Origin of the sequence: Mycobacterium sp., assembly GCF_035697385.1 — a bacterium.
Classification (GTDB): domain Bacteria; phylum Actinomycetota; class Actinomycetes; order Mycobacteriales; family Mycobacteriaceae; genus Mycobacterium.
Genome location: NZ_DASSCY010000031.1, coordinates 1 through 12,686, shown reverse-complemented (window position 1 = coordinate 12,686; position 12,686 = coordinate 1). Strand labels below are relative to the sequence as shown.

General features: G+C 66.7%; 10 protein-coding genes and 1 pseudogene. 1 reads left to right on the top strand and 10 read right to left on the bottom strand.

Translation table 11 applies throughout. From position 1 onward, the window contains the following. The 4 genes from VFH65_RS03035 to hrcA all read right to left on the bottom strand — a co-directional run bounded on the left by VFH65_RS03035 (position 1) and on the right by hrcA (position 4,198). Entirely contained in the window at positions 1-1,050 is a 1,050-nt protein-coding gene (locus tag VFH65_RS03035) for a PhoH family protein (protein WP_353319656.1), read from the bottom strand. A 159-nt stretch (positions 1,051-1,209) separates the two neighbouring features. Beyond that, entirely contained in the window at positions 1,210-1,986 is a 777-nt protein-coding gene (locus VFH65_RS03030) for a 16S rRNA (uracil(1498)-N(3))-methyltransferase (RefSeq protein WP_353319655.1), read from the bottom strand. Positions 1,987-1,992: 6 nt separating this feature from the next. Beyond that, on the bottom strand, positions 1,993-3,135 hold the full coding sequence (gene dnaJ / locus VFH65_RS03025) for a molecular chaperone DnaJ (protein ID WP_353319654.1): 1,143 nt from the start codon (positions 3,133-3,135) through the stop codon (positions 1,993-1,995). Positions 3,136-3,166: 31 nt separating this feature from the next. Next, positions 3,167-4,198, bottom strand: a complete 1,032-nt coding sequence (gene hrcA, locus VFH65_RS03020; RefSeq protein ID WP_353319653.1) for a heat-inducible transcriptional repressor HrcA — start codon at positions 4,196-4,198, stop codon at positions 3,167-3,169. Between the two features lie 160 nt (positions 4,199-4,358). On the opposite strand from hrcA, the gene VFH65_RS03015 reads away from it, so the two are divergent. Further along, complete coding sequence (locus VFH65_RS03015) at positions 4,359-4,673, top strand: type II toxin-antitoxin system VapB family antitoxin (protein WP_353319652.1); 315 nt, start codon at positions 4,359-4,361, stop codon at positions 4,671-4,673. Positions 4,674-4,782: 109 nt separating this feature from the next. Here the strand turns inward: VFH65_RS03015 and VFH65_RS03010 are convergent, their stop codons facing one another. The 6 genes and pseudogenes from VFH65_RS03010 to VFH65_RS32005 all read right to left on the bottom strand — a co-directional run. Then, a complete protein-coding gene (locus VFH65_RS03010) occupies positions 4,783-5,412 on the bottom strand; it encodes a DUF998 domain-containing protein (RefSeq protein WP_353319651.1) in 630 nt (209 codons plus the stop codon). A gap of 5 nt (positions 5,413-5,417) precedes the next feature. Further along, positions 5,418-5,648 (bottom strand): MbtH family protein, encoded by a 231-nt coding sequence (locus VFH65_RS03005; protein ID WP_353319650.1) that lies wholly within the window; start codon positions 5,646-5,648, stop codon positions 5,418-5,420. Then, positions 5,626-6,909 (bottom strand): NADPH-dependent L-lysine N(6)-monooxygenase MbtG, encoded by a 1,284-nt coding sequence (mbtG, locus tag VFH65_RS03000; RefSeq protein ID WP_353319649.1) that lies wholly within the window; start codon positions 6,907-6,909, stop codon positions 5,626-5,628. Before mbtG ends, VFH65_RS03005 begins: the two co-directional genes overlap by 23 nt. Then, positions 6,906-11,246, bottom strand: coding sequence for an amino acid adenylation domain-containing protein (locus VFH65_RS02995; protein WP_353319648.1), 4,341 nt, complete (start codon positions 11,244-11,246; stop codon positions 6,906-6,908). Before VFH65_RS02995 ends, mbtG begins: the two co-directional genes overlap by 4 nt. Further along, positions 11,243-11,548, bottom strand: coding sequence for a phosphopantetheine-binding protein (locus tag VFH65_RS32010; protein ID WP_414688345.1), 306 nt, complete (start codon positions 11,546-11,548; stop codon positions 11,243-11,245). The genes VFH65_RS02995 and VFH65_RS32010 overlap by 4 nt, the downstream gene beginning before the upstream one ends. Positions 11,549-11,938: 390 nt before the next feature. After that, positions 11,939-12,607 (bottom strand): annotated as a pseudogene (locus VFH65_RS32005) (condensation domain-containing protein); the annotation flags it as partial. Positions 12,608-12,686: the final 79 nt, after the last annotated feature.

Here is a 12,686-nt window from a genome sequence, read left to right as displayed (position 1 = left end):
CTACCGTCGCGGACGACTGCTGCCGGAGGCCCGCCGCTGCGCCCGGTTCATCAATTCGGGCTCCTCGGATTTGGCGTAGGCATCGACGATCTCGGAGACCAGCCGGTGGCGCACCACGTCGGCGCTGGTGAGTTCGGAGAAGTGAATGTCGTCGATGCCGTCCAGAATGTGCATCGCCGCGTGCAGGCCCGACCTGGCTCCGCCGGGCAGGTCTACCTGCGTGATGTCGCCTGTGACAACAACTTTCGATCCGAAGCCCAGCCGGGTCAGGAACATCTTCATCTGCTCACCGGTGGTGTTCTGCGCCTCGTCGAGGATGATGAACGCGTCGCTCAAGGTACGTCCGCGCATGTACGCCAGCGGCGCAACCTCAATTATCCCGGCGTTCATCAACTTTGGAATCGACTCGGGATCCAGCATGTCGTACAGCGCGTCATACAGCGGCCGCAGATACGGGTCGATCTTCTCGCTCAGCGTGCCCGGCAAGAAGCCGAGTCGCTCACCGGCTTCGACGGCCGGGCGGGTGAGGATGATCCTCGTGACCTGCTTGGTTTGTAATGCGTTGACCGCCTTGGCCATTGCCAGATACGTCTTGCCGGTACCTGCAGGCCCGATTCCGAACACGATGGTGTGCTTGTCGATGGCGTCGACGTAACGCTTCTGGTTGAGCGTCTTGGGTCGAATCGTCTTGCCGCGCCGAGACAGAATGTCGAGGGTCAGCACCTCGGCCGGTGATTCGTTGCCGGTGCCCGTGAGCATGGCGATGCTGTGTTGCACAGCCCCAGGGGTCAGTGTCTGTCCGCTGGCCACGATCGCGACGAGTTCGGAAACCACACGCTCGGCCAGTGCGACATCGGCGGGTTCGCCGGACAGGGTGAGCGCGTTGCCGCGCACATGAATATCGGCCGCCAGGATGCGCTCGAGCGCGCGCAGGTTTTCGTCGGCGGAACCCAGCAGGCCCACGACGTGGTCGGGCGGAACATTGATGCTGCTGCGTACCAGCGAATCCGTGGCCGGTGACGAGTCAGCGTTCGTCTCGCGGGGCGTCACGTGGGGTTTTCTGCCTGCTTTCTGTCTTCGTGCCGGTTGTGGTGTTATCGAATACCCAGTTTACCGTCGGGGACCATCGCAGTCCCAGCGGTTAATGCAGAACCGTCTGTCAGGCGGTGCCCAAGTGGCCGGTGTGACGGCTGCGCTGCCGCTGCGCAATCAGTCCCATCGTCGCGTCAACGCTCCCAACGCCCCGAGTGCGACGGCCGCGGCACTCGACGTGCGCAGCACCGTCGGCCCAAGCCGGACGGCCGTCGCACCGGCCGCCGTCAGGGCCGCGATCTCGTCGTCGGCGATCCCCCCTTCGGGCCCGACGACCAACACCAGCGAATCAGCTTGTCCCACCGGCAATTCGGCGAGCCTTCCGTTGGCGGACTCGTGTAGCGCCAGCACCACAGCGCCGTTCGCCACGCGGTCACCGACAAGCGAGACCAGCTCGGCCGTCGACACCACGCCGGTGACCGACGGGATGTACGCGCGCCGCGACTGCCGCGCCGCCGACCGGGCCACCGCGCGCCAGCGCCGCAGACCCTTCTCAATGCGAGCGGATCCCTCCCAACGGGCGACACATCGCCCGGCATGCCACGCCACGAACGCGTCCGCGCCTGCCTCGGTGGCCAGCTCGATGGCCAATTCGGAGCGGTCGGACTTGGGCAGTGCCTGCACGACGGTGACCGGCGGGATCGCCGGGGCAACGGTCTGACTTTCGAGCACGCGCGCCGACAGCCTGCCCTTGCCGACCTCTTCGATGACGCAGTGCGCCAGCGTCCCTTCGCCGTCGCTCAGATCGAGCCGCTCACCGACACGGATCCGCCGCACGTTGGCGGCGTGGAAGCCCTCGTCGCCGTCGACCACAGCGACCTCACCAACCGTGGGCAGGACATCGACGAAAAAGACGGCGCGGCGTGCCGCGCCATGAGGGTCAGTGTCGGTCACCAAAAATCAGCGGCCGCTAAAGGTCTCGCGCAGCCGGGAGAACAGCCCGCCGCCGGTGGCGGTCGCGTGGGTGGACCGCACCTCTGCCGTATCGCGGACGCGCTTTTCCTTCAGCTTGCGCAGCAGTTCGATGTCGTCGTGATCGAGCCGTGAGGGCACGACGACCTCGATGTGCACGTGCAGGTCGCCGCGGACGCCGGAGCGCAGATGCGGCATACCGTGCCCGCGCAGCGTGGTGATCGAGCCTGGCTGCGTGCCGGCCGGGATGGTGATCTCGGTGGGGCCGTCGAGGATTCCCTCGACGGTGACCGTCGTGCCGAGCGCGGCGTCCACCATCGGCACCGAAACAGTGCAGTGCAGGTCGTCGCCGTCACGCAGGAAGATCTCGTGGGGCTTTTCGTGGACCTCGACGTACAGGTCGCCCGCCGGTCCGCCACCCGGGCCGACTTCGCCCTGCGCGGCAAGCCGCACGCGCATCCCGTCGCCGACACCGGCGGGGATCTTGACGCTGATATCTCGGCGGGCGCGGATCCGGCCGTCGCCGCCGCAGCGGTGGCACGGGTCCGGGATGACCTCACCGACGCCGCCGCAGACCGGGCACGGCCGCGACGTCATGACCTGCCCGAGAAGCGAGCGTTGAACGGTCTGGATCTCGCCGCGGCCGCCACACGTGTCGCACGTGACCGGGGTGGACTTGCCGTTGGTGCCCTTGCCCTGGCACAGGTCGCACAGCACCGCGGTGTCGACGGTGACCTGCTTGGTCACGCCGGTGGCGCATTCCTCCAGGTCAAGCCGCATGCGTAGCAGCGAGTCCGAGCCTGGGCGCACGCGGCCGATCGGCCCGCGCGACCCGCCCCCGCCACCGAAGAACGCTTCGAAGACGTCGCCGAGGCCACCAAAGCCACCGAAGCCGTTGCCGGCCGCCGCGGCGGACTCGAGCGGATCGCCGCCGAGATCCACGATGCGGCGCTTCTCCGGGTCGCTCAGCACCTCGTAGGCGACGCTGATCTCCTTGAACCGGGCCTGCGCCTCTTCGTCCGGATTGACGTCGGGGTGCAGCTCACGGGCCAACTTCCGATAGGCGCGCTTGATCTCCGAATCACTCGCGCCCTGGCTCACTCCGAGCAGCCCGTAATAATCGCGTGCCACGCCTGACCTTGCCTGCCTTCTTCAAGCCGAATTAACGGCTACCTAAGACTTCCCCGATATAAAGAGCAACCGCAGCGACATTAGCGATAGTTCCCGGATAGTCCATCCGGGTGGGTCCCAACACACCCATGCCGCCATATACCTTGCCCGAACTTCCGTAGGCGGTGCTGACCACGGATGTGCTCACCATCTTTTCGGCCTCTGTCTCGTGGCCGATTCGTACGGTGACCTTGCCAGCCTCCTGCTGGGCAGCCAACAGCCGCAACACCACGACCTGCTCCTCCAGCGCCTCCAGCACCGGTCGCAGTGAACCGCCGAAGTCGGCGGTGTTGCGGGTCAGGTTGGCGGTGCCGCCCAGCACGAGGCGCTCCTCGCTGTGGTCGACGAGCGACTCCACGAGCACGGTCGCCGACCGGCCGATCGCGTCGGCCAGGCCGCCGTGACCGTTCATATTGGTCGCCAAATCGGACACCGCGATCGACGCCGCGGCCAACGGCTTGCCCTCGAGAGCCTGCCCAAGCCGCTCACGCAGTTGGGACAGCTCATGCTCGTCAATGGCGTCGCCGAGTTCCACGATGCGCTGGTCGACGCGGCCGGAGTCGGTGATCACGACGAGCAGGAGCCGCGCCGGTGTCAGCGCCACGACCTCGAGATGACGCACGCTCGATGTCGACAGCGTCGGGTACTGGACGATCGCGACCTGGCGGGTGAGTTGCGCCAGCAGCCGGACTGCACGGCGCAATACGTCGTCGAGGTCGACGCCCGAATCCAGGAAGGACAGGATCGCGCGCCGCTCCGCAGTCGACAGCGGCTTGATGTCCTCCAGCCGGTCGACGAACTCCCGGTAACCCTTTTCCGTTGGCACCCGGCCCGAGCTGGTGTGCGGCTGGGCGATGTACCCCTCGGCCTCCAGAACCGCCATGTCGTTGCGCACGGTCGCGCTCGAGACACCCAGATTGTGCCGCTCTACGAGTGATTTCGAACCAATCGGTTCCTTTGTGGATACGAAGTCGGCAACGATCGCGCGTAACACCTCGAATCGACGGTCCTCGGCGCTACCCATGTGTTCACCTACCTCTCCCACCTAGTTGGCATTCATTTTACGGTCATCAACAGGTTCGATACGCCGCGAGCGGTGTTCGGGTGGTCGATGGGCCGGTTGCGACTAGCCTTTGCAGGATGACACCGATGGTCGGGGGCAAGAGTCGGGGGACCTCTGCCGGATGATCTTCAAGGGCGTCCGCGAGGGCAGACCATACCCGGAGCACGGGCTGTCGCATCGCCAGTGGGCGCAGATTCCGCCGCGCCAGATCCGGCTGGACGAATTGGTCACAACGACGACTGTGCTGGCGCTGGACCGGTTGCTGTCGGAGGACTCGACGTTCTACGGCGATCTGTTCCCACACGCGGTGAAGTGGAAAGGCATCGTCTATCTGGAGGACGGCCTGCACCGTGCGGTGCGGGCAGCGCTGCGTAACCGGACGGTCCTGCACGCGCGCCTGTTCGACATGGACATGCCATTGGGCCAGCAGGTCTAGCGAACCTCGGTGAGTGTGGACTTGATGCACGGCCTTTCTGCAGATCGCGTGTATTAACTCCACACTCGTCGCCCGCAGCGGCTGGCCGCGACGAACCGACTCAGGACGTCTAGCGGGCGCGCACCGGCCGAACGAGCAAGGCGACTCCGGTCAAGACCTGCCACGCCAGGATCGAATACACCGCGCCGCGCTCCGGCACCCCGCTCGGCAAGCCGGCCTTGGACGTGGTGATGCTCAACGCCGCCACGCAGACGAATCCGATGACCGCGATCGCGATGGACGCGGCCCGATAGCCCTTCAGCGCAACCATCGGCGCCACGACCCATGAGCCGACGACTATCGCGGCATTGCCGACGACGAAGACAAGGCACGCGCCGAGCACATGCATCCACGCGTACCCGTTCTCGACAAGTTCCGAGCCACCGTGCGCGACGGCCACCAGAATGTTGCCCACCGCATTGATCACCGTGAGCAAGACGAACAGCCAGCCCCGGCCGGCTGTCCTGGCGATCAAGACGGCTCCTGCCACAAACATCAGGCCCTGCACCCAGAACGCCGAGTTCATCAGCGCCGCCCTGGGCGACCACGCGGGTACTCCGAGGTCGCTGATGTATCCGTACGCATAGCTGTACGACGGCAGTACCGCCGCAGCGGCCAGCCATTCGAATAGAAGAAAGGTCAGTGCCGCCGCGATCCACAGCACGGCCGCAACCCCGAGGTTCCGCCGTGACGTTGGCACGGCTCCTAACTTAGCGAGGCACCTTCGCGTCCCATGGCTTCGCGCAGGCTGCGCGGGCGCATGTCGGTCCAGTTCGCCTCGACGTAGGCCAGGCAGTCGGCTCGGGTGCCCCCACCGAATACGACGCGCCAGCCTGCGGGAACCTCGACGAACGTGGGCCACAGGCTGTGCTGATCCTCGTCGTTGACCAGCACATAGAAGGTGCCGTTGTCGTCATCGAACGGATTGGTGCTCATCGAGTCTCCTCAGCGATGGGTCGGTCAGGTTGGCGCCCAGGATCCGGTCGGACAGCAGCCCGAGGCAGGACAGGTTCGGAAACCCGGGTCCTTGGGTGAGCCCGGACAGGCCGGGCAGGAACAGTTTCGGGGTGACGCCGGTAATGGCTAGATCGTGTCCGATGGATTCACACAACGCGTCGCCGGTGAGCGGCCCGCCGAGCCCCAGTTCCAGCACATCCAGTGCGTCCTGGCCGAACAGCGGCACGAACCACATCGCGTCGGCGCCCGATCCGTCGATCACCAGATCGAATCCGTGCACCGTCTCCATGCGTTCGGATCCGCGGTTTGTGCTCAGCGTCAACCGGATTCGATCGTCGAGCGCGACCGCATGTGCGACCCGCCCCCGCAGATGCCGGATGCGGTCGTCGGCCAGCAGTGCATCCTGCACCCGCGCAGAGAACACACCGCGGTCGGTGCGCGCGAGCGCGTCTCGCCGTTCAGCCAACGTCAGGCTCGACCAGCCGGTCGGATCGGAGAACAGTGTGTTCTCGAAGAAGCTCTCACCGCGGGTGAACAGTGTTACCTGCGGCGAGATGACCGTGATCGTCGAAACCCGGTGGCGGAACAGTTCGTTGAGCATTGACGCTGCCGTTTCACCGCCGCCGATCACCGCGACGCGTTCGGCCGATATGAGCTCTTGCGCGGCGGCCTGCTGCCAGAACTGCGCGATGGACAGCACCCGCGCGTCGCCGGGCAGTATCGACCGTGCCGCCTGCCCCGGCCCGGTGATCATCACCGCTTCGGCGTGCACAGTGTCCTCGGGTGTGTGCAGCGCCCACCGTTGACCATCTGTCGAGATGCGCTGCACCTCACCGGGGATCACGGTCATACCGACGTTGTCGGCCACCCAGCGCAGGTACTGGCTCCACCTGCGATGGGTGGGCGCGGGCCGGCCGCGGTCGATCCATTCGGCGAACTGGCCGGTGGCGACCAAGTACGCCTGCCAGCTGTGCCTGGTCATCCGTTCGTCGAGTTCGGCATTGCGCCGCGGCACCAGCGACGAGCGATACGGGAAGCCGACATCCTTCTCGGGCCCGGTTCCCAGCCGGTGCTGCCCGTCGGTCCAGCCGCCGACGGCCTGCCAGTTGGCAGCCACCGCAGTGCGTTCGACGGCGACGACGGCGGGAACGTCGACGCCCATGTCGCTCAGTTCGGCGGCCTTGGCGGCGACGGCAACGGCCTTGGCTCCGGCGCCGACGACTGCCAGCGTGGTGCTCACGGTGCGATCTCCCGCAGCGCGTCTTGCCACATCGATTGCAGCACAGCAATATCCGTTTCTGTGAGGATGTCGGGAATGGCACGCCACTGCGTGGCCAACACGGGAGCGTCGCTCTCACCGAGCACCGCCGCCATGATGGTCAGCTCGTGTCGAACCGCCAGATTGGGCTCGGGCAGCGGTGATACGTCCGCCAGCAGCGCGCGATCCATCTTCATGACACCGGCATCCAGTCCGACGTGGACGCGGCCCAGGAAGTTCAGCAGCACCTGGGGTTCACGGTAGGCGGCCAAGCGTTCGGCGGTGTCCGCCCGCAGATAGCGCAGCAGAGCATAGTCAATCGCGTCGCCGGGAATCGCGGCGCAATCCTGTGCCGACTGCACCCGCAGCGGGTATATGGCAGTGAGCAGGCCGACAGTGTCGGAAGTATCGGCGTCGTCGACGAATCCGTCTGCGCGACCGTGGGTTTCCAGCGCCAACAGCGGCGGCTGCGGATCCTGCCCCCGGTGCAGTCGCCAGCGGGTGACGGTACGCGCCGCCGCTGCCGCCAGCAGGTGCGAGGTGGGCTCCGTCGCGCTCAGCAGCCGAGCAGTTACGTCGGCGTCGGCGACTGACATGGTGACGACAAGGTCGCCCGCTCGGTCGGTCTGCGGTCGGACCCGGCGTGACCCCAGTGCAGGGTCGTCGCCGTCGAGTTGCGCGGCCCAGAAGTCGCACGTGTCAAGCGTGGCGGCGCGCTCGCGCAGCAGCCGCGACCATCGGCGATAACTGGTGTGCTCCGGAGCCGGCGACGGCTCTCGGCCGGACATCAACGCATGCCAACCCGCGTCGAGTTCGCCCATTACGATTCGCCACGACGCCGGATCCATTGCGAGCACGTGCGCGGTCAACACCAGCACGCCGGGGCCCTCTGATTGCCGCAGCCATACTGCAGCGATCATCGAACCGTTCTGCGGATCAAGGCGTTCCACGCACGCGCGGGCGTGATGGGCGACCGCATCGGTCACGTCGCCGTCGACCCACACCTCGGTGAGGTAGTCGTGCGGGTCGTATTCGACGAGAGTCATCGTGTCGGTGTCGAGGCGGGCGCGCAGCACCTCGTGACCGTCGATGACGGCGCGCAGCATCCGGTCCAGGTGATCGCGAGTGATCCCCTCGGGCAGCCGGATCGCCTCGGTCTGTGCCAGCCGTCGCGGATCGCCGTGCTCGTAGAGCCAGTGCACGTTGTGCAGCACGGGGACCGGGCCGCTGTCCGCGTCGTCGGCAAGGCCGATAGTGACCGTTTCACTGTCGATTGCGGCCGCCAGCTCGCGGACGGTTCCGCACTCGACCATCAGCCGGGCGCGCAGCGGGATGCCGCGTCTGCGCGCTGCCTGAACCACCGACAGCGCCACGATGCTGTCCAGGCCGAGCTGAAGAAAGTCGGCGGTGACATCGACCTCGGCGCCATCGAGAAGCTCGGTGAGCACCTGGACGAGCGCTTTTTCGGTGTCGGTCTCCGGAGCAGCTGACGGGCCGTCGTCAATGGTGATGGCCGCCAGAGCTGTTTCGTCGACCTTGCCGTGCGATGTCAGCGGCATCTGGTCGACGACAACAATGCTGTGCGGAACCATGTAGCGCGGCAACCGCTTTGACAGCAGGCCCCGCAGCTCGGCTACCGCCGGTGCGGGATCGGCCGCCACGTAGGCGATCAACCGAGGCCCTAAACGATGTTCACGCACCGAAACGTGGGCGTGCCGCACGGCTGGATGACTGTGCAGTACTGCCGCGATCTCGCCGGGCTCGACCCGGAAACCGCGGATCTTGACCTGTGCGTCCGAGCGCCCGAGGAACGCAAGCGCGCCACCCGGTAGCCGTCGCACAACATCACCAGTCCGGTACATCCGCTCGCCGTGCACGAACGGGTCTCCGACGAAGCGGTGCGCCGTCTCGCCTGCCCGGCCCAGATAGCCGCGTGTGAGTTGGTCACCGGCCAGATAGAGCTCTCCTGGCACACCGTCGGGCACCGGGCGCAACCATGAATCGAGGACGTAAGCGCGGGTAGGCCCGGTCGGCAAGCCGATCGTCGGCTGTTCGTGCTCGGAGATCGTGGCGACGACGGCTTCCACCGTGGTTTCCGTTGGGCCGTAGCAGTTGTAAGCCGCCATGCCTGTGCGTGCACATTCGTCGCGGATCAAGTTCCACGCCGGAATGCTGACCGCCTCGCCGCCAAGCGCCAACACGCCAAGCGGGACGGTGGACAACAGCCCAACCGCATGTAGTTGGGCGAACATCGAAGGGGTGGTGTCGATCATGTCGATGCCGTACCGGGCGATGGTTTCCACCAACGCCTCGGCGTCGCGCTGGACTTCGTCGTCGACGATGTGCACGGCGTGCCCCTCGAGCAGCGCGGCCAGCGGCTGCCACGCGGCATCGAAGGTGAACGACCAAGCATGCGCGACCAGGAGTCTGCGCTTCAGCCGGATCGCGGCTGGGCGCAGGATGTTCTCCGCATGGTCCTCGGCGTAGGCGCGCAGCGCCCGATGGGTGCCGACGACCCCCTTGGGTCGTCCCGTGGTGCCCGAGGTGAACACCGCGTATGCGGCTTGATCCGGCGCGACGATCGCGGGACGGAAGTCCGTCGGTGCATCTGGAGCCGCGGCAATCACCGCCTCGTCGACGACGATTCGGGCACCGGACTGGGCGAGGATGTCGGCGATTCGCTCTGCGGGCATTCCCGGGTCGAGCGGGACGATGGTCCCGCCCGCCTTGAGCACGCCCAGCATTGCGACCACGTAGTCCGGACCGCGCGAAAGATTCACCGCCACAGGTGCTTCGGTGCTGACTCCACGTGCGACAAGCGCGGCGGCAAGCCCGTCAGCAGCCTCGTCCAGCTCCCGATACGTCAGTTGGCCATCCGGCCAGCTCAACGCCACCGAACCGAGACGGGAAGACGCCACCTCGGCGAACTTGGTGTGCACGCCTGCCGGATCCGCGACGGTCGAACCGGCGGCCGATATCGACGTCAACTCGTCGTCGAACAGGATGCCGACGTCGCGAAGCGGGCGGTCCCAATGCGACGCGAGCCGCTGGGCGGTGAGAACCACTCGCCTGCCGAGGGTTTCGGGGTTCATCTGCCCCAGTGCGCCGTCGATGACCTCCACCATCACCGTCAACCGTCCGTCGGTCATGTGGGCGGCGATCGTCACGGGAAAGTGCGAAAGGCTTTCCAGCGCCGCGGGCCGGAAGGTGGCATCGCCCGCTCTGAAGTCTCCGCCGCCTACCAGCCCGCCAGGCGGGAAGTTCTCGTACACCAGCAGGGTGTCGAACATCTCGCCGATGCCCGCGAGTGAGCGCAGTTCAGCGTGGGCGAGGTAGCTGTGGTCGCGCAGCATTGCGCCCTCGCGCTGCAACGCCAGGCACTGCGCACCGACCGGCGCGGCCGGTTCAAGCCGCACCCGCAACGGCACGGTGTTGATGAACAGACCGACCATCGTCTCCACGCCTGCGAGCTCCGACGGTCTGCCCGACACCGTCACCCCGAAGACCACGTCACTGGTGTCGGTGCACGCGGAAAGGATTGTTGCCCACGCCATTTGCACAAGCGTGTTGACGGTGACGCCCCGGGAACGAGCGGCCTCCATCAGCTGGCTCGTGGCCTCCTCGTCGAGGATCACCTCCGTCCGTCGTGGCAGCCCGCTCAGCTGCTGGCCCGCGGTGAGCGCGGGCGTCAGCAGGGTCGGCCCCTTGAGCCCGCACAAATGCTCGCGCCACAGCGCCCGGCTGGCGTCCTGGTCACGCGCGGCCAGCCAGCCGATGTAATCCCGGTACGGGCGCGTCGCAGGCAGGACCGCCGGATCCCCGCCTGAGTTGTACAGCGCGATGAGCTCGCCAACGAACAGCGGCAGCGACCACCCGTCGATGATGATGTGGTGGGCGATCACCATGAGATGCCAACGGTCGTCGGCTAATTCGATGAGCAGGAATCGGATCGCCGGGCCGTGCTCGAGATCGAACGGTCGCCGCCGTTCGTCGGCGTCAAGCGCTTCGACTTCGTCGGCGGTGGCGGTGATGTGCCGCCATGGCACGTCGACCTGCCCGGGAATCACCTGCACGGTGCGGCTGAGGTCGCCGCGGTAGAAGCTGGCGCGCAGATTGGGATGACGAGCCATCATCGTCTGCGCGCAGTTGCGGAGCAGTTGAACGTCGAGGGCCCCGGTCACATCGGCTGACATGGCGATCACGTAGGGGTCGGCCCCGTCGTTACCGTCGGTCAGCGCCGCCATGGAGAACAGCCCCTGTTGCAGGGGGCTGAGCGCCATCACGTCTTCGACGGCGGTTGTCGACACGGTGGCGGTCATTGTGCGCTGTCGCCTGATGCCGTCCACGACGACGTGAACGCCGCGAGTTCGTCGGCGGACAAACCCGAAACGGTCATCGGCTCGTGGCTGGTGTCTTCGACTTCGACCACCGCGGGGGCGTCGTCCAGTTTCTTGGCGAGGTCGGCTACCACGGTGTGTTCGAACACCATCCGCGCGGTCAGCGGCAGACCGGCATCGCGGGCACGGGCTGCCAGCTGGACCGCCAGGATGCTGTCGCCGCCGAGTTCGAAGTAGTCGTCGTAGCGCCCGACTTCGGCGACACCGAGCACTTCACCGAGCATTTCGGCCAGTGCGCATTCGGTTTCGGTGCTCGGGGGCTCGAACGCGGCACCGCCCGATGATGGTTGGCGGGCACCGTCCGTGGTGGTGCGCCCGACGAACTCCAGGCGGCCGTCTTCCGTCCACCGGCCCTGCTCGCCACCGCGATACAGACGCGAACCTGGATTAGCGGCAAAGGGATTCGGCACGAACCGCGTCGCGGTCAACCCGGCGCGGTCCCAGCCGGCACGCTCGAGCGCCGCGCCGGTGACATACACGTCGCCGACCACGCCGACGGGGGCGGGTTTGAGCGCATCGTCGAGGACGTAGACCGCTCCGCCACCCCAGTTTAGGAGGCGGGCACTGTCGTCGGGATCCATGATCTCGACGTCGCGCAACACGTTGTCCGGCTGGTCGGCGAACGCGCGCACAATGCGGCCCAACCAGTCGACGAGCCGCTCCATCGTGCTGCGGTGGTACAACTCCGGCCGGTAGATGACGTGTCCGCGGTATCCCTGCTCGCCGGCGAAGAAGTTCAGCGACAGATCGGCATGAGCGACATCGAACGTCGGCTCGAGCGCGGTGAAGGTGGTGTCACCGTCGGGCCCGGTGTCGATGACCTGGCCGGTCGGCAGGTCCTCGCGGACGTGGACGACGACGCTGAACAGCGGGTTGCGCGAAAGCGATCGCACCGGGCTGACGGCTTCGACCACCCGGTCGAACGGCAGATCCTGGTGGGCGTACGCGCCCAGCGCTGTTTCGCGGGCACGGCGCAGCACCTCACGCAGCGTGGGGTTGCCGCTCAGGTCGTTGCGCAGCACCACGATGTTGATGAAGAAGCCGACGAGCTGGTCGAGTTCCGACTCGTTACGTCCCGCTACTGGGGTGCCAAGGGGGACGTCGACGCCGTCGCCTGCCTTGTGAAGCAGGACCGCCACGACGGCCTGCAACAGCATGAACTCGGTGATGCCGATCTCGCGGGTGAGCTCGACCAGTTTGGCGCGGGTGGCGGCATCGACGGTGAACTCGATGGAATCCCCTTCACCGCTTGGCACGGGCGGGCGCGCGAAATCGGGACGCACGCCGGAGTCCTCCGGCAGTCCGCGCAGCTGCTGGGTCCAGTAATCCCGTTGCGTGGTAAGGATTTCCGTGTCATCGCCG